Annotated in this window: 19 protein-coding genes; 14 read left to right on the plus strand and 5 right to left on the minus strand. The window is 59.8% G+C overall.

What is annotated here, in order from left to right:
• The first annotated feature begins 127 nt into the window (after positions 1–127).
• Entirely contained in the window at positions 128–2206 is a 2079-nt protein-coding gene (locus GHO03_RS02645) for a TonB-dependent siderophore receptor (protein WP_153399100.1), read from the plus strand.
• Positions 2207–2311: 105 nt separating this feature from the next.
• Here GHO03_RS02645 and aguA read toward each other — a convergent pair whose 3' ends face one another.
• The gene (aguA, locus tag GHO03_RS02650) at positions 2312–3418 is read right to left on the minus strand and encodes an agmatine deiminase (protein WP_095000744.1); all 1107 of its coding nucleotides are present in this window, start codon (positions 3416–3418) and stop codon (positions 2312–2314) included.
• A 284-nt stretch (positions 3419–3702) separates the two neighbouring features.
• Here aguA and rfbB point away from each other — a divergent pair, with 284 nt between their 5' ends.
• The 5 genes from rfbB to GHO03_RS02675 all read left to right on the plus strand — a co-directional run bounded on the left by rfbB (position 3703) and on the right by GHO03_RS02675 (position 9492).
• Entirely contained in the window at positions 3703–4785 is a 1083-nt protein-coding gene (gene rfbB / locus GHO03_RS02655) for a dTDP-glucose 4,6-dehydratase (RefSeq protein WP_095000743.1), read from the plus strand.
• A 17-nt stretch (positions 4786–4802) separates the two neighbouring features.
• Positions 4803–5675, plus strand: a complete 873-nt coding sequence (gene rfbD / locus GHO03_RS02660) for a dTDP-4-dehydrorhamnose reductase (protein WP_095001084.1) — start codon at positions 4803–4805, stop codon at positions 5673–5675.
• A 146-nt stretch (positions 5676–5821) separates the two neighbouring features.
• On the plus strand, positions 5822–7636 hold the full coding sequence (locus GHO03_RS02665; protein WP_095017781.1) for a cache domain-containing protein: 1815 nt from the start codon (positions 5822–5824) through the stop codon (positions 7634–7636).
• Positions 7633–9024 carry a sigma-54 dependent transcriptional regulator gene (locus tag GHO03_RS02670; protein ID WP_095000741.1) on the plus strand — a complete coding sequence of 464 codons (1392 nt, stop codon included), beginning with the start codon at positions 7633–7635 and terminating at the stop codon, positions 9022–9024. Before GHO03_RS02665 ends, GHO03_RS02670 begins: the two co-directional genes overlap by 4 nt.
• A 12-nt stretch (positions 9025–9036) precedes the next feature.
• Entirely contained in the window at positions 9037–9492 is a 456-nt protein-coding gene (locus tag GHO03_RS02675) for a thioesterase domain-containing protein (protein ID WP_095017782.1), read from the plus strand.
• A gap of 104 nt (positions 9493–9596) precedes the next feature.
• On the opposite strand, the gene cysQ is transcribed toward GHO03_RS02675, so the two are convergent.
• Together cysQ and nudE are read right to left on the minus strand one after the other, a co-directional pair.
• A complete protein-coding gene (cysQ, locus tag GHO03_RS02680; protein WP_095000739.1) occupies positions 9597–10424 on the minus strand; it encodes a 3'(2'),5'-bisphosphate nucleotidase CysQ in 828 nt (275 codons plus the stop codon).
• Positions 10421–10987 (minus strand): ADP compounds hydrolase NudE, encoded by a 567-nt coding sequence (gene nudE, locus GHO03_RS02685; RefSeq protein WP_095000738.1) that lies wholly within the window; start codon positions 10985–10987, stop codon positions 10421–10423. Before nudE ends, cysQ begins: the two co-directional genes overlap by 4 nt.
• Positions 10988–11074: 87 nt before the next feature.
• Between nudE and yrfG the strand changes: the two genes are divergently transcribed.
• Positions 11075–11737, plus strand: a complete 663-nt coding sequence (gene yrfG, locus GHO03_RS02690; protein WP_095000737.1) for a GMP/IMP nucleotidase — start codon at positions 11075–11077, stop codon at positions 11735–11737.
• Positions 11738–11813: 76 nt separating this feature from the next.
• On the opposite strand, the gene lysM is transcribed toward yrfG, so the two are convergent.
• Positions 11814–12254 (minus strand): peptidoglycan-binding protein LysM, encoded by a 441-nt coding sequence (lysM, locus tag GHO03_RS02695; protein ID WP_095000736.1) that lies wholly within the window; start codon positions 12252–12254, stop codon positions 11814–11816.
• Positions 12255–12357: 103 nt separating this feature from the next.
• On the opposite strand from lysM, the gene GHO03_RS02700 reads away from it, so the two are divergent.
• The 5 genes from GHO03_RS02700 (at position 12358) to GHO03_RS02720 (ending at position 18454) form a co-directional block, all read left to right on the plus strand.
• Complete coding sequence (locus GHO03_RS02700) at positions 12358–13245, plus strand: LysR family transcriptional regulator (RefSeq protein WP_095000735.1); 888 nt, start codon at positions 12358–12360, stop codon at positions 13243–13245.
• Between the two features lie 94 nt (positions 13246–13339).
• Positions 13340–14179 carry a formate dehydrogenase accessory sulfurtransferase FdhD gene (gene fdhD, locus GHO03_RS02705; RefSeq protein WP_130872326.1) on the plus strand — a complete coding sequence of 280 codons (840 nt, stop codon included), beginning with the start codon at positions 13340–13342 and terminating at the stop codon, positions 14177–14179.
• Positions 14176–16524 carry an FdhF/YdeP family oxidoreductase gene (locus GHO03_RS02710; protein ID WP_372241700.1) on the plus strand — a complete coding sequence of 783 codons (2349 nt, stop codon included), beginning with the start codon at positions 14176–14178 and terminating at the stop codon, positions 16522–16524. The genes fdhD and GHO03_RS02710 overlap by 4 nt, the downstream gene beginning before the upstream one ends.
• A 283-nt stretch (positions 16525–16807) precedes the next feature.
• Positions 16808–17281 carry a glycine zipper domain-containing protein gene (locus tag GHO03_RS02715; RefSeq protein ID WP_095000732.1) on the plus strand — a complete coding sequence of 158 codons (474 nt, stop codon included), beginning with the start codon at positions 16808–16810 and terminating at the stop codon, positions 17279–17281.
• Between the two features lie 240 nt (positions 17282–17521).
• A complete protein-coding gene (locus GHO03_RS02720) occupies positions 17522–18454 on the plus strand; it encodes a hypothetical protein (RefSeq protein ID WP_153399103.1) in 933 nt (310 codons plus the stop codon).
• Positions 18455–18618: 164 nt separating this feature from the next.
• On the opposite strand, the gene GHO03_RS02725 is transcribed toward GHO03_RS02720, so the two are convergent.
• Positions 18619–19083, minus strand: coding sequence for an Lrp/AsnC family transcriptional regulator (locus GHO03_RS02725; protein WP_095000730.1), 465 nt, complete (start codon positions 19081–19083; stop codon positions 18619–18621).
• Between the two features lie 127 nt (positions 19084–19210).
• Between GHO03_RS02725 and GHO03_RS02730 the strand changes: the two genes are divergently transcribed.
• Positions 19211–19546, plus strand: a complete 336-nt coding sequence (locus GHO03_RS02730) for a hypothetical protein (protein WP_095000729.1) — start codon at positions 19211–19213, stop codon at positions 19544–19546.
• Positions 19547–19652: 106 nt separating this feature from the next.
• Positions 19653–21422 carry a GspE/PulE family protein gene (locus tag GHO03_RS02735; protein ID WP_153399106.1) on the plus strand — a complete coding sequence of 590 codons (1770 nt, stop codon included), beginning with the start codon at positions 19653–19655 and terminating at the stop codon, positions 21420–21422.
• The last annotated feature ends 40 nt before the right edge of the window (positions 21423–21462 follow it).

Genomic DNA, 21462 nt, shown 5'->3' on the forward strand with positions numbered 1-21462 from the left:
AGAAATAAACAGAAACATATTTGCAGGGCGCGCTATTGGTAATTCTTAACACAAGGCAACAAGAACCATTACCATTCACGCCCTAAAAATATAACGACCCTCTCAACCGCCCGGACACCCCTCAACCATGCTCTCCCCCTGCCGTTTAACACCCTTGAATCTGGGGCTGTGTGCCTTGCTGTACGCCGGATTCAGTAACGCCACCACTGTGCTCCCGGAGCTGTCGATCAGCGCCAGCGAAGCTGAGGCCGATAACCCACGGGTCAAGGATGTCACCACCGCGACTCGCACCTCGACTCCGGCGCGTTATGTGCCGCAAGCCATCGACTCGGTAAAAACCAGCAACGTCCTTGATTACGGCATCAACAGCATCGGCGAAGCCCTGAGCGGGATTCCCAACGTCAGCAGCACTGCCGATACCCGTTTTGACAGCCTGCGCATCCGCGGCTTTGACGCCAGCAACGACTTTTATCTGGACGGTATTCGCGACGACAGCCAATACGTACGCGACCTGCACAATATCGAGCGTATTGAAGTGCTCAAGGGCCCGGCGGCCGTGCTGTATGGCCGTGGCAGCCAGGGCGGGATCATCAACCGCGTCAGCAAGATGCCCCAGTCCGGCCGCCAGTCGAGCATTCAGGCCCAGGGCGGCAGCGAGGATTTGCGCAGCCTGTATGCCGACCTTAGCGCTGACCCGAGTGACACCGTGAGCCTGCGCCTGAACATGGGCAACGAAGACAAAAACAGCTTTCGCGATCACGTCAGCGGTAACCGTCAGCTGTTCGCGCCATCGATAAGCTGGCAAATTACTCCCGACCTGAACTGGCTGGTGCAATACGAATACAACCGCTACAACCGTACCCCGGATCGCGGCATTCCGAGCATCGACGGGCGCCCGGCGGATGTCAGCCGTGGCACCACCTACGGCGGGCAAAACGATTTTATCGACGATAAAGTCCAGAACCTGCGCTCGCGCCTGAGCTATGAACTGAGCGACAACTGGCAACTGCGCCATACCCTCGGCGTGTTCAAGCTCGACAGCCAGTTCGAAAACACCTACCTGACCGGCTACGACCCGAAAATCAACAAGGTCAACCGCCAGAGCTGGCAGCAGGACATGACCACCCGCAATATTTTCAACAACCTCGAAATCGAAGGCGGCTTTGACACCTTTGGCCTGGAGCACCGCCTGCTGACCGGGCTGGAACTCGGCAGCCAGCGCCGCGACCCCAAACTCTACAAAGCCGGGGGCGTACCGCCAGTAGATGTGTACAACCCCGATCGTAGCCTGCGCCCGACCGGGCCGATGGTAATTTCCAGCGACAACCACACCGAAGTCGAGAGCCAGGGCCTGTATGTCCAGGACCAGCTTCGCCTCAACGATCAATGGCAGGTACTGGCCGGCTTGCGTTACGACCGCTTTAACGTCGAGACCACCAACCATCTCAGGCCCTTGATCCCGACCGAAGAACGCCAAAGCCACAGCACCAGCCCGCGCCTTGGCGTGGTCTGGACGCCGCTGCAAAACCACTCGTTCTACGCCTCGTGGACCAAGACCTTCTCACCGGTGGGCGGCGGCCTGATCGGCATCACCCCCGGTGCTGCAGGCAACACCAACGACCTGAGTCCGGAGCTGACCAAGCAAAAGGAAATCGGCGTCAAAAGCGACTGGCTGGATGACCGTCTGAGCACCACCCTGGCGGTGTATGAGCTGGAACTCTACAACCGCCGCACCAAGGACCCGGACGACCCGACCATCACCCTGCTCTCCGGCCTGCAACGCTCACGCGGCATCGAACTGACCGCCAGCGGCAAGCTGGGCGGCAACTGGTACATGCGCGGCGGCGTGGGTGTGCAGGATGCAACGGTGGTCAAGGACAACAACGGGCTTGAGGGCAAACGCATCAATGGCGTGGCCAAGCACAATGGCAGCCTGTTTATTACCTGGAAGCCGGAGATGGGCTGGTACGCCGAAACGGGCCTGACCCTGGTGGGCCAGCGTTATGCCGATAACCAGAACACCGTGGTATTGCCGGGCTACGGGCGCTGGGATGCGTTGGCGGGGTATCGCGAAAAAGACTGGGATGTGAGCGGTGCGCTGACCAACCTGACCGACCGTTACTACTATGCGTCGGCCACCAGCGCCGCGCAGATCATGCCGGGCGAGCCGCGCAGCCTGGTGATGACGGGGACGTACAAGTTCTGAATAAGTACTGACCCTGTGGGAGCGGGCTTGCTCGCGATTGAATCACTGCGGTATGTCAGACAGACCGCAGCGCATTTATCGCGGGCAAGCCCGCTCCCACATCCCTCAGATTTTGTACGGCGCAGGCTGCTGCTGGGTCAGGCAATGGATATTGCCACCACCCAGCAGCAACTCACGACCCGGCACCATCACCACTTCGTGCTGCGGGAAAATTTTCTGCAGAATGTCTTTTGCCTGCGCATCCATAGGGTCATTAAAGCTCGGTGCGATGATGCCACCGTTGACGATCAGAAAGTTCACATAGGAACCGGCCAGACGCTCAGTCGGATTACGGTCCTGGCTGCCAGCCACTTTATCAACACCGTCACACTCTTCCTGGGTCGCATACATCGGCCCCGGGATCGGCATTTTGTGCACCACAAACGGCCGCCCCTTGGCGTCAGTGCTGGTCGCCAACACCTTCATCGCCGCATGGCAGCGCACGTAGTTAGGGTCACGCTCGTCGTCAGTCCAGGCCAGCAATACCTCACCCGGAGCAACGTAGCAGCAGAAGTTATCCACATGGCCGTCGGTTTCGTCGTTGAACAGGCCGTCCGGCAGCCAGATGATCTTGTCCACAGCCAGATGCGAGCGCAGCACGTCTTCGATTTCTTCGCGTGACAGATGCGGGTTGCGGTTGCGGTTCATCAGGCATTCGGCCGTGGTGATCAGCGTGCCTTCACCATCGACGTGGATTGAGCCGCCTTCAAGCACAAAACCTTCGGTGTAGTAACGCGGGCAACGTTCGATTTCCAGTACCTTGCTGCCCACTTGCTGGTCACGGTTCCACGGGAAGTACAAACCACCGTCGAAGCCGCCCCAAGCGTTGAAATCCCAGTTTACGCCGCGCACTTCGCCACTGCGGTTGATCACGAAGGTCGGACCGCTGTCGCGTACCCAGGCATCGTCGCTGGATATTTCGACCACACGAATATTCGGCACATCGAGCTGAGCGCGGGCGTTTTCGTACTGGGCTGCCGATACCCCGACGGTCACCGGTTCAAAACGCGCAATGGCCTTGGCCACAGCCGCGTGCGCCGCCTGTGCCGGCTTGCCGCCCAGGCGCCAGTTGTCCGGACGTTCAGGCCAGATCATCCACGTCTGGGTCTGCGCAGCCCATTCGGCAGGCATGTAAAAGCCGTCAGCGCGCGGCGAACTGTGCAAAGTGGTCATCTGGACTCCTGGAAAACGTCTTGGGTTTTGAGTGCGAAACAAACAGGACAGTGGACGCAGCTCAGCTTTGCGTCAACGGCGAGCACACTTATAGCCGATAAATATCGACAACAAAAACACTTTATAAGTTTCAACGCGTATTTAAACCGTGAATAAACAGATATTAATCTGCATTTTTATCCCTACCGCTATTTTCCCGACAGCTCCCACTTGCACCCCCCGCCGCATCCCCACAAGCTATACCTCATACGTTTAAGTGCCTTCAGGGAATAAGGAATCACCACATGCGCATTTTAGTCACCGGCGGCGCCGGTTTTATTGGTTCAGCGTTGATCCGTCATCTGATCAAAAATACCGGGCATGAAGTGCTCAACCTCGACAAGCTGACCTACGCCGGTAACCTGGAATCGCTGCAAAGCATTGCCACCGATACCCGCTACGAATTCGTGCAGGCCGATATCGTCGATCAGGCAGCGGTCAGCGCGATCATTGCGCGTTTCCAGCCGCAGGCGATCATGCACCTGGCGGCCGAGTCACACGTTGACCGCTCCATCGATGGCCCGTCGGACTTTATCCAGACCAATATCGTCGGTACCTACAGCCTGCTGGAAGCCACCCGCGCTTACTGGTTGACCTTGCCTGAGCCGGAAAAAAGCGCATTTCGCTTCCACCATATTTCCACCGACGAAGTGTATGGCGACCTGCACGGCGTCGACGATCTGTTCACCGAGACTACCCCCTACGCGCCAAGCTCGCCGTACTCGGCCAGCAAGGCGGCGTCCGACCATCTGGTCCGCGCCTGGAACCGTACCTACGGTTTGCCGGTGTTGCTGACCAACTGCTCGAACAACTACGGGCCGTTCCACTTCCCGGAAAAACTGATCCCGCTGGTGATCCTCAACGCCCTCGCCGGCAAGCCGCTGCCGGTGTATGGCAATGGCCTGCAAGTGCGTGACTGGCTGTTCGTCGAGGATCACGCCCGCGCCCTGCTGAAAGTCGTGACCGAAGGTGTCGTAGGCGAGACCTACAACATCGGCGGGCATAACGAGCAAAAGAACATCGACGTGGTGCGCAGCATCTGCGCCCTGCTCGAAGAACTGGCGCCCGAGCGTCCGGCGGGCGTCGCGCAGTTTGCCGACCTGATCACCTTCGTCCAGGACCGCCCGGGCCACGACCAGCGCTACGCGATCGACGCCGGCAAAATTGAACGCGAGCTGGGCTGGGTGCCCGAAGAAACTTTCGCAACCGGCCTGCGCAAAACCGTGCAGTGGTACCTGGACCATCTGGAGTGGTGCCAGCGCGTGCAAGACGGCAGCTATCAGGGCCAGCGCCTGGGCTTCACCGAGCCCAGGGACCTGATCGCGTGACTGACCTTAAAACCCCGTTGAACATCCTTATCAGCGGCAAAACCGGCCAGGTTGCCGTTGAGTTGCAAAAGCACCTTGCCGGTCTGGGCAACCTGATTGTGCTGGGCCGCGATGTACTCGATCTGAGCCAGCCCGAGCAAATCCGTGCCCAGGTGCGGGCGCACAAGCCGGACTTGATCATCATTGCCGCAGCTCACACTGCCGTGGATCAGGCTGAAAGCGAGCCGGAACTGGCCTTTGCCATCAACGCCACCGCACCGGGTGTGTTTGCTGAAGAAGCGGCGGCCCTGGGCATCCCCTTGATTCACTACTCCACCGACTACGTGTTTGATGGCAGCAAACCTGCGCCCTACACCGAAGACGACGCCACCAACCCGCTCGGCGTATACGGCAAAAGCAAGCTGGCGGGAGAACTGGCCATCGCGGCGAGCGGTGCCCGACACTTGATCCTGCGCACCAGTTGGGTGTACTCGACCCATGGTAAAAACTTCCTGCTGACCATGCAGCGCTTGCTGCAAGAACGCCCGGAATTACGCGTAGTGGCTGACCAGATCGGCGCACCGACCTGGGCCGGCACCATAGCCCGAAGCACGCGGGCATTGATCGAGCGCTGGCAAGCCGGTGAAACCGGGGCATGGGGCACCTACCACCTGACTGCTCAGGGTGAAACTTCGTGGTTTGGCTTTACCCAGGCCATCGCCGCGCACCTGAGCGCCCAGGGCAAGGCCTGCGCGACGCTGGAACCCATTCCTGCCAGCGCCTACCCGACACCCGCAGCACGGCCGCAAAACTCGCGCCTGGATTGCAGCAAGCTGGCCCGCGAATGGCAAGTCACCCAACCCGAATGGACCGCCGCGCTGAGCGATTGCGTGGCCGAGCAACCACGCTAACGCCAATCCCCTTGTGGGAGCGGGCTTGCTCGCGATGACATCACTGCGGTCTGCCTGACAAACCGCGCCGTTTGCATCGCGAGCAAGCCCGCTCCCACAGGGTTCGTTGGGTATACTGCAACGTATTCTTGCAGCGCAGCTCAACGATGATCACCTCTTCCTCAGTTCCTCGCAGACCCCGCTGGCGTAGCCTGGCCTTATTGGCGCTGTGCCTGGCGCCTTTGCTGTGGCCGCTGCAACACCTGGCCGAGCGCTATTACCGCAGCGAACTGGCCGGGCAAAACCGCCAGACGCTCGACCTGTACGTGGCCAACCTGCTGGGCACGCTGCATCGCTATGAGGTGCTGCCGCAGATTCTGGGCCAGTTGCCTGACCTGCGCGAGCTGCTGGCTGACCCAGAAAGCCCGCAAGCCCTGAGTAAAGCCAATCAGTTGCTCAGTGAAATCACCAGCCAGACCGGCGCTGAAGTCATGTACCTGGTGGATGCTCATGGTGACACTATTGCGACGTCGAACTGGAATAAAAGCGATAGTTTTATCGGACGTAACTTTGCCTTCCGCCCCTATTTCAGCGAAGCGATGCAAGGCAAGCTCGGGCGCTTTTTCGGCCAGGGCACGACCTCCGGAAAACGCGGCTACTACTTTGCCGCACCGGTTGAGGTAGACAACCAAAAGCTTGGCGTACTGGTGGTCAAGGTCGACCTCGACCACACCGAGCGACTCTGGGGCAAAACACCGGAACAACTGTTGCTGACCGACAGCAATGGGGTGGTCATTCTCACTTCGCGCCCTGAATGGCGCTTCAGGTCCACCCGTGATCTGTCTGAGGAAGAACGTCAGGCCATTTTCGCCATTCTCCCCTACCCCACCAGCGACCCCAAGCCCCTGGCGCTCGACCCCAGTGCCTGGCTGGTACAGACGCAGACCATCGACGAAACCGGCTGGCAGGCGAACATTCTTGCCCCTCGCACATTGATCGACCGCTCGGTGCGCACCGTGCTGGCCATCGGCGGCGCCACCTTGCTGGTGGTCATGCTGTTGATCGGTTTAATGATGCAGCGTCGGCGTCATTACCTGGATCGCATTGCATTTGAAGCCAAGGCCCGCCGCGAGCTGGAAATGCGTGTGGCAGAGCGCACCAGCGACCTTGAAGGGCTAAACCGGCGTCTGCGTGAAGAGGTACTGGAGCGCGAACATGCGCAACAGGAACTGGTGCGCGCCCAGGACGATCTGGTGCAGGCAGGCAAGCTGTCGGCGCTGGGCACCATGTCGGCCAGCATCAGCCACGAACTCAACCAGCCGCTGGCGGCTATCCGCAGTTATGCCGAAAACGCCGAAGTGTTGCTCGACCACCAACGTATCGACGATGCCCGCGGCAACCTCAAGCTGATCAACGAACTGACCGGCCGCATGTCCTCCATCATTGCCCACCTGCGCGCCTTCGCCCGCCGCGATCGCCACGCACCGGAAAGCGTCGCCCTGCAACCGGCGCTGGACGATGCCCTGGCGTTGCTGGCCAAGCGTCGACGCAGCATGGAAGTCGAACTGATCCGTGACTTGCCCGCCGCCACGCTCTGGGTTGAAGCCGGTGAAACACGCCTGCGTCAGGTACTGGGTAACCTGCTGGCCAACGCCCTCGATGCCTTGACCGAAAAAGGCCCGCCCCGGCGCTTGTGGCTAAGTGCCCAATCCACGCCGGAAGGCGTCACTGTGTACATTCGCGACAACGGCCCGGGTTTTTGCATGGAAGCGCTGGGCCGCGCCGGTGAGCCTTTCTATACCACCAAGACCCGTACTCAGGGGCTGGGCCTGGGGCTGGCCATTTGCGACACACTGATCCGCGCCTTTGGTGGCGAATTGTTGTTCGCCAACCACAAAGAAGGCGGCGCCTTAATTACCTTACGCCTGCGCGCAGGTGCGCCAGGTGTGAGCTTGCAAGCTTCAGAGGACTCCAGGTCATGAGCCAGCCCATCGATCCGCACGTTCAGGTCATCCTGATCGATGATGACCCGCATCTGCGCCAGGCTTTGTATCAGACCCTGGACCTGGCCGGGCTCAAGGTGCTGCCACTGGCCGAAGCCAACGGCCTGGCCGAGCGTATCGGCCGGGACTGGCCGGGTGTGGTAGTCAGCGATATCCGCATGCCGGGCATGGACGGTCTTGAGCTGCTGGCGCAACTGCATGGCCAGGACCCGGAACTGCCGGTGCTGCTGATTACCGGTCACGGCGATGTGCCGCTGGCGGTGCAGGCCATGCGTGCAGGTGCCTATGACTTTCTCGAAAAGCCCTTTGCCAGTGACGCCCTGCTCGACAGCGTGCGTCGTGCTCTGGCCTTGCGCGCTCTGGTTATGGACAACCGCAGCCTGCGCCTGGCTCTGAGCGATCGCCAGTTGCTGAGCTCGCGGCTGGTGGGGGTATCACCGGCCATGTTGCGCTTGCGCGAGCAAATCGGCGCTCTGGCCGCCACCAAGGCCGATGTGCTGATCCTCGGCGAGACCGGCTCGGGCAAAGAAGTGGTTGCACGGGCGCTGCATGATTTATCGGCGCGGCGTAACGGCCCGTTTGTGGCGATCAATGCCGGGGCCCTGGCTGAATCCGTGGTTGAAAGCGAACTGTTCGGGCATGAGCCGGGGGCCTTTACCGGCGCGCAGAAGCGGCGCATTGGCAAGTTCGAGTTCGCCAATGGCGGCACCCTGTTCCTCGACGAAATCGAGAGCATGAGCCTGGACGTGCAGGTCAAATTGCTGCGTTTACTGCAAGAGCGCGTGGTCGAGCGCCTGGGTGGGAACCAGCTGATCCCGCTGGATATCCGGGTGATCGCCGCCACCAAGGAAGACCTGCGCCAGGCCGCCGATCAGGGCCGCTTCCGCGCCGACCTGTATTACCGCCTCAACGTAGCGCCCTTGCGCATCGCCCCCCTGCGTGAGCGGGGTGAAGATGTGCTGATGTTGTTCGATTATTTTGCCGGCGAAGCCAGCGTGCGCCATGACCTGACGCCCAACGTGCTGCAACCGGCGCAGCGGGCTTTATTGTTGCGCCACACCTGGCCTGGCAACGTGCGCGAGCTGCAAAACGTCGCCGAGCGCTTTGCCCTGGGCCTTGAATTGGCTCTGGATAACTCCGCTGAAGGCCAGCCAGCAGCGGGCAATGAAGTAGCTGGCGGCTTGAGCGAGCAGGTCGAGCACTTCGAGAAAAGCCTGATCGCCGCCGAGCTTGAACGCACCCACAGCTCCATGCGCAGCCTGGCCGAAGCACTGGGTGTGCCGCGCAAGACCCTGCACGACAAGCTGCGCAAGCACGGGCTGAACTTCGACAGCGCCAGCCATCCACACCCAGATGAACTTGATTAAAGAGGCCGCAGCATGAACCGCGACAGTCGTTATCTGGAGTCAGTTCTTCATCACGACATCCCGCTGACCCGGGAAATGGGTCTCAAGGTACTGGGCTGGCAAGACCGGCAGTTGCGTCTGCAGTTGCCGCTTGAAGCCAATATCAATCACAAGAGCACCATGTTCGGCGGCAGCCTGTACTGCGGCGCAGTGCTGGCGGGCTGGGGCTGGCTGCATTTGAGCCTGCGCGAAGCGGGAATCGAAGACGGGCATATCGTGATTCAGGAAGGTCATATCAGCTACCCGCTGCCCGTGACCGAGGACGCCATTGCGGTATGTGATGCGCCAGATGATGCGCAATGGAACAGGTTTTTGGCCATGTACAAACGCCACGGCCGCGCGCGGCTGACCCTGGAAACGCGGGTAGTCAATGTTCAGGGCGGGGAAGATGCGGTGAGGTTTAGCGGGCAGTACGTGTTGCACCGCTAACTCGATTTTTGTGGGAACGGGTTTGCTCGCGATGGCCGCGGCGCGGTCTGGCTGAAAGACCGCAGCGTTTGCATCGCGGGCAAGCCCGCTCCCACAGGGGTGGACTAGCGTTGTGCCAGATCCAGCAATTTTTCACGCCACGGCGCCTGCGCCGGCAACGCCAGAAACGACTGATTGAGCAGCGACTCACGGGCCGGATAACTGAACGGTTCACCATCCAGTTGCAGCACCACACCACCAGCTCCTTCCAGCACACCCTGAGCCGCCGCCGTGTCCCACTGCGAAGTCGGCGCCAGGCGCGGATAACAATCAGCCGCTCCTTCAGCCAGCAAACAGAACTTCAAGGAACTGCCCACGCTGACCAACTTCAATTCGCCCAGATGCTCACTCAGACCGGCCAGCAAGTGCTCCTGCTCAGGACTGGAATGGCGGCGGCTGGCGACTACGGTCAACGCCTCACCCGCAGGCGGTGTGTTTCGCACGCTGATGGGCACAGGTTCATCGCCCTCCGCCCGCCAGGCCCCCAGGCCCGCGCCGCCGTAGTAGCAACGACCGCTGGTGGGCATGGATACCACGCCAAACACCACACGACCCTGCTCGATCAACGCAATGTTGACGGTGAACTCTTCACTGCCGCAAATGAATTCCTTGGTGCCATCCAGCGGGTCAACCAACCACCAGCGCGTCCAACCCGCGCGCACGTCTTGCGCGATATTGGCGTCTTCCTCCGACAGTACCGGAATACTCGGGGCCAGCGCGGTGAGGCCATCGAGCAGGATGTGATGGGCGGCCAGATCAGCGGCCGTGACTGGCGAATCATCGGCCTTGGCACTGACTTCAACGCCCGCTCGCCAGAACGGCAAAATCGCGTCGCCAGCGGCATGGGCCAGTTTGATCACGCCTTCAAGCAAAGGATGGGGCAAGACACTCACGGCTGGAATGCTCCACGCTGGGTCAGCAGATCGCGGGCCAGATACAGCGCGGCCAGGGCACGACCTTCGCTGAATTGCGGGTTAAGCACCAGGCTCGACAGCTCACGCAGGTTGACCCGATCAACGCGCATCGGCTCAGGTTCGTCGCCTTCCAGATGCTCTTCGTAAAGATCGGTAGCCAGGACCACCTGAATTTTTTGACTCATATAGCCGGGGGACAGGGACAGCTCGGTCAAATGCTCGAGCTGGCGAGCACCGAAACCGGCCTCCTCCTTGAGCTCTCGTTCAGCCGCAGCCAACACATCTTCGCCCGGCTCGATCAGGCCCTTGGGCAGCGAAACTTCGTATTCATCAGTGCCGCCGCAATATTCTTCAACCAGAATCGCGTGCTCAGCATCGATCATGGCCACAATCATCACTGCGCCATAACCGTTGCCGCGCCCCACCAACCGTTCGTAAGTGCGCTCTACTCCATTGGAGAAGCGCAGTTGCACTTCTTCAACCCGAAACAATCGGCTACTGGCAACAATTTCACGGGCAAGTACGGTGGGTTTTTGGCGCATAGCGGCTCCTCAATATGAACGGGGTACTATACCCCGGCTTTTCCGATTGTCTGTGTCGGAAATTTTTACCTGTGGGAGAAGTTTTGCATGACCGTTTTACCTTGGCGCGACATTGATACCGTGCTGCTCGACATGGACGGCACGCTGCTCGACCTGCACTACGACAACCATTTCTGGCTGGAGCACCTGCCCCAACGCTATGCCGAGCTGCATGGCATCAGCCGGGCGATGGCGGATCTGGAACTGACGCCGCTATTTGAAGGCAACGCGGGCCAGTTGAAATGGTACTGCCTGGATTTCTGGAGCCGCGAGCTGAAGATCCCGGTGCGCGAACTCAAACTCGAAACCGCTCATCTGATTGCCTTGCGCCCCGATGCCGATACTTTTCTGGCAGCCATCAACAAAGCTGGCAAGCGGGTGATCATGATCACCAACGCGCACCGTGATTCGCTGTCGTTGAAAATGGAGCGCATTGAGCTGGCCCCGTATTTCGAGCGACTTATCAGTTCCCACGACTACGGTTATCCCAAGGAAAGCCCGGCGTTCTGGGATGCCCTGCAAGCAGATATCGGTTTTGACCCAGCCCGCAGCCTGTTTATCGACGATACCCTGCCAATTTTGCGCAGTGCCCGTGATTTTGGGGTGGCTCACTTGCTGGCAGTGAAACAGCCCGACAGCCAAAAAGGCCCGAAAGACACTGCAGAATTTGCTGCGCTGGGGGACTATCGCGAGTTGCTGGAAGGGCTGTGAATCTCTGAACCCGTGGGAGCGAGCCTGCTCGCGAAGTGCATTCGCGAGCAGGCTCGCTCCCACAGGGTAAAACGGTTTACTCAGGAATACGCAGCGTCTGGCCCGGATAGATTTTGTTCGGGTCCTTGAGCAGCGGTTTGTTGGCTTCGAAAATCTTGTTGTACAGATTGGCGTTGCCGTACACCTGCAGCGAAATTGCGCTCAGGGTGTCGCCCTTTTTCACCACGACAAAACGCGAAGCCACAACAGCCGGGCCGGTCACGGTGATCTTGTCTTCAACACTGGCCACGCCTGCGATATTACCCGCCGCCAGGATGATTTTTTCTTTCTCTTCCTGGGTGGCCACTTCACCGCTGACTGTCACTTTGTCGCCTTCCACGGTAGCGGTGATGTTCGGATTGCCCAAGCCCACTTCCTGTACGTGCTTCTTGAGCTCCTCGCCCGCATTGGCGTTGCCCGGTGTCAGCAGGTCGATCAATTTTTCGCCGGCTTCTTTCACAAAGCTGAAAATACTCATACATCACGCTCCTAGGTTGGAAGATCCAGACTCAAGAGCGTAGACCATCTACGCCATGTGCAAGCGCGCTAGAATCGCCCGCTGAATTGCACCCGGAGCGACGATGGACATCAAACAGCTGAAATTCCTCATTGCCCTCGACGAAACCCGACATTTCGGTCAGGCCGCCGCGCGTTGCCATATCACGCAGCCCACCCTGTCCATGCGTTTGCGCAGCCTTGAACAGGAACTGGACTTGCAACTGGTCAATCGCGGACAGCGCTTCGAAAGCTTTACCGCACCTGGCGAGCGGGTGCTGGCCTGGGCCCGTACCGTGTTGGCCGCCTACGACGGTTTGCAGGCCGAAGCCGCTGCCTGTCGCGGTAACCTGATCGGTACTCTGCGCCTGGGCGTGGTGCCGCTGTCGAGTTTTGACCCCCTGCCGCTGTTGCAGCGTCTGCATCAGGAACATCCCGATCTGCGCTTCGAATTGTCAGCACTGAGCTCGGAACAAATCCTTGAGCAACTGGCCAGCAACCGGCTGGACGTGGGTGTCTCCTATCTTGAACGCCTTGACCAGGAACGTTTTGACTCCCTGGCCCTGGGCGAAACCCGCATGGGCCTGCTATACGACCAGCGGTATTTCAACTTCGGTGACCAGCCGCTTAGCTGGGAGGCGCTGACCAGCTTGCCGTTGGGCCTGCTCAGCAGCGGCATGCACTTTCGCCAGTCCATCGACCACAACTTCCACAGCCGGGGCCTTACGCCACAACCCCTGTTGCAAACCGATGCCGTTCATCAACTGTTACAAGCTGTCCACGGCGGGCTTTGTTGCGCGGTGATGCCCCTTGAGGGCGGGCTGGAAGCCCTGACCGACCACCTGCGCCTGCACCCCATAGAAGATGCACGCACCTTGGCCCGCCTGGGTTTGATCATGCGTCGTGAGGCACCGCGCTCAGCGCTGGCCGAAGCCTGTTTCGCGCTTTATCAGAAATCACCAAGCTCTTCTTGATCGACGCCATCTATCAATAGATCAGCACTAGCGATTAGACGCGACACTGTGTCGCGCCTAGGCTTAGAGCTCAATTGATTGTCGGTACTGTCTTATGAACGCCAAGCGCCCTCTGTGCGCGGCGCCTGCTTCTGTCACGCCCGCGCCTGCTGCCAGCCAGAGCTATGACTACGTCAACCTGGACCACAGTGGTGGTGCGCAAACTGCACTGGCCGAAGAGGTCGCCCTGGCGATTGCCTATAACGGCATCAGTCAGGCCGTGATGCTGGTCACACCCACTGACCTTGAGGACTTTATCGTCGGCTTCAGCCTGGGCAGCGGCATCATTCAAGACGCCAGCGAAATCTACGACCTCAAACTGACCGGTGCAGGGTCTGCCCAATACGCTCAGGTCGAAATCGCCAGCCGGGCGTTCTGGAACCTCAAGCAGCAACGCCGCCAACTGGCCGGCACCAGTGGGTGCGGGCTGTGTGGGGTGGAAGCGGTGGAACAGGCCTTGCCCGATCTCCAGGTATTGCCCGGCGCGCCTTTGCCACCGGCGCAGTGGCTGGAAGGCCTGCGCCAGCGCATCAGCGACTTTCAACCCTTGGGCCAGCACTGCGGCGCCGTACACGCTGCAGTCTATATGGACGGCCAGGGCCGGCTGCTGCTGGGTCGTGAAGACATCGGCCGGCACAACGCCCTCGATAAATTGATCGGTGCTCTGGTACGCCAGCAAATCGATCTGACGGGTGGCGCAGCAATCGTCACCAGCCGTTGCAGCCTGGAACTGATTCAAAAAGTGCTGCGCGCCGGCATCCAGACCCTGATCAGCCTGTCCTCGCCCACGGGCCTGGCGCTGCAATGGGCGCGGCGGCACAACCTCAACCTTATTCATCTGCCACAAAAAAGCGCGCCCAGGGTCTACAGCCCCGCGCAGGAGAAACAACCGTGAGCACACACCATCAAGCCGACAAAACCCCGACTCCCCGCTACAAGCCCTACAAAGGCCCGGCCGGTGGCTGGGGCGCGCTGATCAGTGTGGCGCAAGCCTGGTTGACCAGCGACAACGCACTGAAAAACCTGCGCATGATGCTCAAAACCAACCAGAACGGCGGCTTCGACTGCCCGGGCTGCGCCTGGGGTGATTCGCCGGAAAGCGGCCTGGTCAAGTTTTGCGAGAACGGCGCCAAGGCAGTGAACTGGGAAGCTACCAAGCGCCGGGTCGATGCGGCGTTTTTCGCCAAGCACAGCGTCAGCGCGCTGCTGGAGCAAAGTGATTACTGGCTCGAATATCAGGGCCGCCTGACCGAGCCCATGAGCTATGACCCGGAAACCGACCGCTACGTCCCCATCAGCTGGGATGCCGCCTTCGCCTTGATCGCCAGGCACTTGCTCAACCTGGCCAGCCCCAACGAAGCCGAGTTCTACACCTCGGGCCGGGCCAGCAACGAAGCGGCGTATTTGTACCAACTGTTTGTGCGCGCGTTTGGCACCAACAACTTCCCGGATTGCTCGAACATGTGCCACGAGGCCAGCGGCGTGGCCCTGGCGCAAAGCATCGGCGTGGGTAAAGGCACCGTGACCTTTGATGATTTCGAGCACGCGGATGCGATTTTTGTATTGGGGCAAAACCCCGGCACCAACCACCCGCGCATGCTCGAACCACTGCGCGAGGCGGTCAAGCGCGGCGCCCAGGTAGTGTGCGTCAACCCGCTCAAGGAGCGCGGGCTGGAACGTTTCCAGCACCCGCAGCATCCGTTGGAAATGCTCATCAACGGCGACCGTCCGACCAACACGGCCTACCTGCGCCCGGCACTGGGCGGCGACATGGCGCTGTTGCGCGGCATGGCCAAGTTCCTCCTGCAGTGGGAGCGCGATGCCCAGGCCGCAGGCGAACCGGCCGTGTTCGATCATGCATTTTTGAATGAGCACACTGCGGGCATTCTCGATTACATCTCCAGCCTCGACGACACCTCGTGGGACCATATCGTGGAGCAATCGGGCCTGACCCTTGTTGATATCGAACGCGCCGCACGCATGTACCTCAAGGGCAAGAACGTAATCATGTGCTGGGCGATGGGCATCACCCAGCATCGTCATTCGGTGCAGACCATCCAGGAAATCGCCAACCTGATGCTGTTGCGCGGCAATATAGGCCGCCCCGGCGCCGGCCTGTGCCCGGTACGCGGCCACAGCAACGTACAGGGCGACCGCACGATGGGCATCAACGAACGTCCGCCGGTGGCCTTCCTCGATTCGTTGGAGCGTCGCTTCCAGTTCAAGGTGCCCCGTGAAAACGGCCACAACGTGGTTGAAGCCATCCACGCCATGCTTGAAGGCCGAGCCAAGGTGTTTATCGGCCTGGGCGGCAACTTCGCCCAGGCCACTCCAGACAGCCCGCGCACCGCACAAGCCCTGCGCAATTGCGCCCTGACTGTACAGATCAGCACCAAGCTCAACCGCAGCCACCTGATGCACGGCAAACAAGCGCTGATCCTGCCATGCCTGGGCCGTACCGATATCGACATTCAGGCAGAAGGCCCGCAAGCGGTGACCGTGGAAGACTCGTTCAGCATGGTCCACGCCTCCAATGGCCAGTTGCAGCCACTGTCCAGGCAGATGCGCTCGGAGCCCGCAATCATTGCCGGCATTGCTGCGGCCACACTGGGCACCCACCCGATTGACTGGAACTGGGTCGTCGCTGACTACCGACGCATTCGCGACTTGATTGCCGACACCATTCCCGGTTTCAAGGACTTCAACACGCGCATCGAACACCCGGGCGGCTTCTATTTGGGCAACTCGGCCGGTGCGCGACAATGGAACACGCCGTCCGGGCGCGCCAACTTCCGCCCCAACGCACTGCCTCAAGACCTGGTAGATGCCCGCACCCGCGCTACAGGCCGGCTGCCCGACCTGATCTTGCAGTCCATGCGCTCTCACGATCAGTACAACACCACTATCTATGGCCTCGATGACCGCTATCGCGGGGTCAAGGGCCAGCGTGATGTGCTGTTCGTCAACGAAGCCGACATCATCCGCCTGGGCTTCAAGCCGGGGCAGAAGGTCGATATCGTTTCGATCTGGGATGACCGGCACGAGCGCAGGGTGAAAAATTTCACCCTGCTGGCGTTTGATATTCCTGCCGGGCAAGCTGCGGCGTACTACCCGGAGGTCAACCCGCTGGTGCCTCTGGAAAGCACGGGCGATGGCAGCCATACGCCTACGTCCAAGTTCGTGGCGATTTGCCTGGAGGCAGCCAGCCCGTCAACGCTGATCATGGCCAAAGCGGGATAAGTCAAAAGCGCTCTCTGTAGAGCGCTTAAGGCCGCGTACGATCAAGCCCCTATCCCTCCGTGAGAGGGCTAGGGGCTCTTCAAATTTCAGGCACAAAAAAGGCCGTTTTCCTACGAAAACGACCTAACCGAACTAGCTAACAGACCCTCGAAAACAGATTAAGTTCCCTAGTAAAAACAACAACTTATAGAATTGTGTACAACTCGTGCTACTCGTCGGATTTCGATTGTCACCAACCGCTTGCAGCCTCAGGATCGCGCCGTCATCTCTTTGAGGCTCATCCATGAAGCTCACCTCGATTCTCTTGTTGTCCCTTGGCCTGGTCAGTGGCGTAGCCTCGGCCGGTGGCACCACCGAAGCCGGTGTAGGCGGCGCATTAGGCGGGGTTCTTGGCGCCGTTGTTGGCCAACAGCTCGGCGGCTCGACCGGTTCTGCGATTGGTGCAGGTGTGGGTGGTGCGGCAGGTAGTGCCGTAGGTGCCGACAAACGCAGCCGTGGTGAAGCCGCCATTGGCGGCGCACTGGGTGCTGCAGGCGGTAACGTGCTGGGCCGCAGTGTCGGCGGCAGCACAGGCGCACTGGTGGGCTCGGCCGCTGGCGGTGGTGCCGGTGGCGCGCTGGGCAACTATATGGGCAATAAAAGCGACAGCGACGATCGCCGCTATCGTGACCGCGATAACCGTCGCTACTACCGCGACGATCATCGCGGCCGTGGCCACGCGTATGGCCATCGCAAAAACAAGCATCGTCACGACTGATGCGTACAACGGGAGCCGAAAGGCTCCCGTTTTTTTTACCTGCGCCTGCTCCGGGCAAATTGTTTCAATGCATTACGCCCGCCTGTTTTGCCCCTGATCATGCAATCTGCATACACCGAAAAAACCAACCATTTGCAAGCCATTGAAAGATATGGAATTACCTGCAACACAGGGTTGGCACATCCCCTGCAATTACCTGAATGAACGCTGCACTTCCTACCATTCAGGAGCACAACAACAATGATCGGGACAACTGAACACTATCCCGCAGCCCTGCAAGATTCCTCCGGTCAATCCGGTGTTTCCTGGGCCGCCATCTTTGCCGGCGCCGCCACTGCTGCCGTCCTCTCCCTGCTGCTGCTGATGCTAGGGGCGGGGCTTGGGTTTTCTGCGGTTTCTCCGTGGGCCAATGAAGGGGTGGGCGCCAAAGGCCTGGGTATTACCGCCATCGTCTGGCTGGCCGTTACCCAGATCATTGCTTCCGGCATGGGCGGTTATCTGGCCGGTCGTTTGCGGGTCAAATGGACCAACCTGCATGGCGATGAAGCCTACTTTCGCGACACCGCCCATGGTTTTCTGGCATGGGCCGTGGCCACGCTGGTAACCGCTACCCTGGTTGCAGGCTCGGTCAGCAGCGTGATCGGCAGCGGCGTTCAAGCCGGGGCCAGCGTAGCTTCAGGCGCCGCAACGGCGATCAGCAGTGCAGCCGGCAGTGCCGCAGCCAACAATGGCGACAAAGGTTCGGACTATTTTATCGACAGCCTGTTTCGCGATGACCGCGGCACCGCTGTCAGCGAAGACGCAGCCCATGGCACCGTGGCCCGCATCTTCGCCCACAGCCTGGCCAATGACGGCCAATTGAGCAGTGAAGACCGTACCTACCTGGCCCAAATCATCGCCCAGCGCACCAACCTCAGCCAACCTGAAGCCGAACAACGGGTCGACCAGGTCTACGCCAAGGCCCATCAGGCTGTTGAAGAGGCCAAGGTAAAAGCCAAGGAAGCCGCTGATACCGCTGATACCGCTGCCAAGGTCGCCGCCTGGTCCACCTTGTGGATGTTTATCACACTGCTGATCGGCGCTTTCTTTGCCAGCCTATGCGCCACCTTCGGCGGCCGTCGCCGCGATGCCGTGACGTATCTGACCCCCACCACCACAACCCCGCTGGTTTAACCCGGGCTATTCGTTGACTGGAGAATAAAATGCGCTCACTTCTGCTGTTTTTCCTCGGTATTCCAATTCCGATCATTATTCTGATTGCGTTGTTTGTTCACTGATAACAGTGCGCAAACCCAGCCGACGGCCTTCCTTGAGAAGGCCGTTTTGTTTTCCGGGATTCAGACCGGCAGGCAGGTGGTGGACTTGATCTCGGACAACGCCACAATCGAATTCACCTCTTGAATGCCCGGCACCATCGACAGTTTCTCAAAGAAAAACCGCTCGTAGGCTTCGATATCAGCCGTCACGATACGCAGCAGAAAATCTACCGCTCCCATCAGCACATAGCATTCCAGCACTTCGGGGAAACCGCGGATCGCGTCAGTAAACTCGGTGAAGTTTGAGCGACCGTGTGCATTGAGTTTGATCTCGGCAAAAATTTGCGTATTGAGGCCGATTTTCTTGCGATCGAGCAAGGTGACCTGGCCACGAATGATGCCCTCGTCCTTCATCTTCTGGATCCGCCGCCAGCAGGGCGATTGCGAAAGCCCCACCTTCTCCGCGATCTGCGCGCTGGACAGCGAAGCGTCCTCTTGCAGCAGCGCCAATATGCGTCGGTCGTAAGCATCCAGCTCGCTTTGCATAAAAATACCCATTAATGAATAAGCTGAGACTTGTTCGAGTCTATTTATCGTCAATTCAAAACATCTTAGATAAAAAAATTCTCCCGCGACGTGTAAATATTTCTCCAGTCTGAACAGGAGCCATTGCATGCCGCATCTTGAAGTCATTACCCACGCCCCTCGCCCCGACGTATGGGCCAGCAATGCAGCCCCTTGCCAGGTGCTTTTCCGTATCCAGGCCGAAGCCGATGCCGACGTGCTGTGCCGGGTGCTCAATCTGTTTGCCCTGCAGCAACTGATCCCGCAGCAAGTGGATGTGGTACGTGACGGGGACACCTTGAGCATTGACATCCGCAGTCACGAACAGAGCTGGCACCGTGCCCGGATCATCGGCGAAAAACTGCGCAGCCTGATCAGCGTCTTCGACATGCAGCTGCAACCCGTGCAGGCCGCCAAGGACCCGGCAATGCAAGCTTGCGGGTAATAGTTCGCAACCATTGGTGGCAGGCGGGCCAACACGGCGCAACTAGGCTTTATCAGGTACATGGCCAGACAAGGACCTGTCTGCGCCGATGCCTCAAGGAGCCGTTATGCGCATCACCCCGTCCCATGACCGGTGGCTGAACCTCAACAATCTGTTATCCGCGCTGTTGGCGCAAAATCGTATCCAGCAAAGCTGCGCCACGCAGGCAATGGTACGCAGTCGCGAAGCGTCCAGTGCCACCCTCCACCCCCTGGTATTTCTTGCGCAGCAACAATTCTGCGATCCCGATCGGGGAGGCAGGATTCTCGATCTTGAAACCCTCACTGCCTGGCTCGCCAACCATGCAGGGCAACCCTACCTGCGCCTTGATCCGCTCAAGGTCGATGTCGCCACCGTGACCGGAGCAATGTCCTTTGCCTTCGCCCAGCGGCATGGAATCATCGCGGTGGCGGCCGATGCCTCAGCCATCACAGTTGCCAACACCCAGCCCTGGGTCAGCAGTTGGGAGGCCGATTTGCGCCAGTCGCTCAAGCGCCCTATCAGACGTGTCATTGCCAACCCCCTGGAAATCCAGCGCCTCAACGTAGAGTTTTTCCAGCTGGCCAAATCGGTCACTGGGGCTGTACTCAACGATCAGAAGACCAGCCCGCCGGCCAATTTCGAACAACTGCTGACCTTGGGCGCAGGCGACCGGGAACCGGATGCCAACGATGCGCACATCGTCAATATCGTCGACTGGCTGTTTCAGTACGCCTTTGAACAACGCGCCAGCGATGTCCACCTGGAGCCCCGCCGTGAGCAGGGTTGCGTGCGCTTTCGGATCGACGGCGTGCTGCATGATGTTTACCACTTCCCGCCACAGGTAACGATGGCCGTTGTCAGTCGCCTCAAGAGCCTGGGCCGGATGAATGTTGCCGAAAAACGCAAACCCCAGGACGGCCGGATAAAAACCCGCCTGCCCCAGGGCGCTGAAGTGGAACTGAGGCTCGCCACCCTGCCCACCGCCTTTGGCGAAAAAATGGTGATACGTATTTTTGACCCGCAGGTCCTGCTCAAAGATTTCGACCAGTTGGGCCTCTCCCCTAACGACTTGCAACGCTGGCAGCACATGACCACCCGGCCCAACGGCATTATTTTGAATACCGGCCCCACCGGCTCGGGCAAAACCAGCACCCTGTATGCAACGCTCAAGCAACTGGCCACCCCCAAAATCAACCTGTGCACCCTCGAAGACCCCATCGAAATGATCGAGCCGGCGTTCAATCAAATGCAGGTTCAGACCAACATTGACCTGACCTTCGCCAACGGTGTGCGGGCGCTGCTGCGCCAGGACCCGGATATCATCATGCTCGGTGAGATACGTGATCTGGAAACCGCCGAAGTGGCTATTCAGGCTGCACTCACCGGGCATCTGGTGCTCTCGACCCTGCATACCAACGACGCTCCCGGCGCCATCAGCCGCCTGCAAGAACTCGGGGTTGCCCCCTATCTGATAAAGGCCACATTGCTGGGTGTCATGGCCCAGCGACTGGTCAGAACCTTGTGCCCGGAGTGCAAGACCGAACATCCGCCGGCTCCCGACGAATGGCAGGATTTTGCCCCGGCCTGGGCCGGGGCAGCACCGGACACAATCTGCCGGGCCGTTGGTTGTGCGCAGTGCCGCGAAACCGGTTACACCGGAAGGGTCGGTGTTTACGAAGTCATGGTCATAAGCGAAAAACTCAGGGGGCTGATTGGCCGCGAAACCGACCTCAACGCCATTCGTCGCCAGGCAGGTGCACAAGGAATGCTCAGCCTCAGGCTTGCTGCGGCCCTAAAAGTTGCAGACGGGGTGACCTCACTGCAAGAAGCACTGCGAGTCACCCCGCATGCTTGAGTTGTTTTGACTAAAATCCAGGGAGTTGGACAATTTTCTA

It is taken from the genome of Pseudomonas sp. FSL R10-1339 (genome assembly GCF_009600545.1).
Classification (GTDB): Bacteria; Pseudomonadota; Gammaproteobacteria; order Pseudomonadales; family Pseudomonadaceae; genus Aquipseudomonas; species Aquipseudomonas bubulae.

What these genes read in the sequence shown, in the direction of transcription:
- GHO03_RS02645 (WP_153399100.1), top strand. Translation starts at nt 128, where the DNA reads ATGCTCTCCCCCTGCCGTTTAACACCCTTGAATCTGGGGCTGTGTGCC.
- aguA (WP_095000744.1), bottom strand. Translation starts at nt 3,418, where the DNA reads ATGACCACTTTGCACAGTTCGCCGCGCGCTGACGGCTTTTACATGCCT.
- rfbB (WP_095000743.1), top strand. Translation starts at nt 3,703, where the DNA reads ATGCGCATTTTAGTCACCGGCGGCGCCGGTTTTATTGGTTCAGCGTTG.
- GHO03_RS02665 (WP_095017781.1), top strand. Translation starts at nt 5,822, where the DNA reads ATGATCACCTCTTCCTCAGTTCCTCGCAGACCCCGCTGGCGTAGCCTG.
- GHO03_RS02670 (WP_095000741.1), top strand. Translation starts at nt 7,633, where the DNA reads ATGAGCCAGCCCATCGATCCGCACGTTCAGGTCATCCTGATCGATGAT.
- GHO03_RS02675 (WP_095017782.1), top strand. Translation starts at nt 9,037, where the DNA reads ATGAACCGCGACAGTCGTTATCTGGAGTCAGTTCTTCATCACGACATC.
- nudE (WP_095000738.1), bottom strand. Translation starts at nt 10,987, where the DNA reads ATGCGCCAAAAACCCACCGTACTTGCCCGTGAAATTGTTGCCAGTAGC.
- yrfG (WP_095000737.1), top strand. Translation starts at nt 11,075, where the DNA reads ATGACCGTTTTACCTTGGCGCGACATTGATACCGTGCTGCTCGACATG.
- lysM (WP_095000736.1), bottom strand. Translation starts at nt 12,254, where the DNA reads ATGAGTATTTTCAGCTTTGTGAAAGAAGCCGGCGAAAAATTGATCGAC.
- GHO03_RS02700 (WP_095000735.1), top strand. Translation starts at nt 12,358, where the DNA reads ATGGACATCAAACAGCTGAAATTCCTCATTGCCCTCGACGAAACCCGA.
- fdhD (WP_130872326.1), top strand. Translation starts at nt 13,340, where the DNA reads ATGAACGCCAAGCGCCCTCTGTGCGCGGCGCCTGCTTCTGTCACGCCC.
- GHO03_RS02715 (WP_095000732.1), top strand. Translation starts at nt 16,808, where the DNA reads ATGAAGCTCACCTCGATTCTCTTGTTGTCCCTTGGCCTGGTCAGTGGC.
- GHO03_RS02720 (WP_153399103.1), top strand. Translation starts at nt 17,522, where the DNA reads ATGATCGGGACAACTGAACACTATCCCGCAGCCCTGCAAGATTCCTCC.
- GHO03_RS02725 (WP_095000730.1), bottom strand. Translation starts at nt 19,083, where the DNA reads ATGCAAAGCGAGCTGGATGCTTACGACCGACGCATATTGGCGCTGCTG.
- GHO03_RS02730 (WP_095000729.1), top strand. Translation starts at nt 19,211, where the DNA reads ATGCCGCATCTTGAAGTCATTACCCACGCCCCTCGCCCCGACGTATGG.
- GHO03_RS02735 (WP_153399106.1), top strand. Translation starts at nt 19,653, where the DNA reads ATGCGCATCACCCCGTCCCATGACCGGTGGCTGAACCTCAACAATCTG.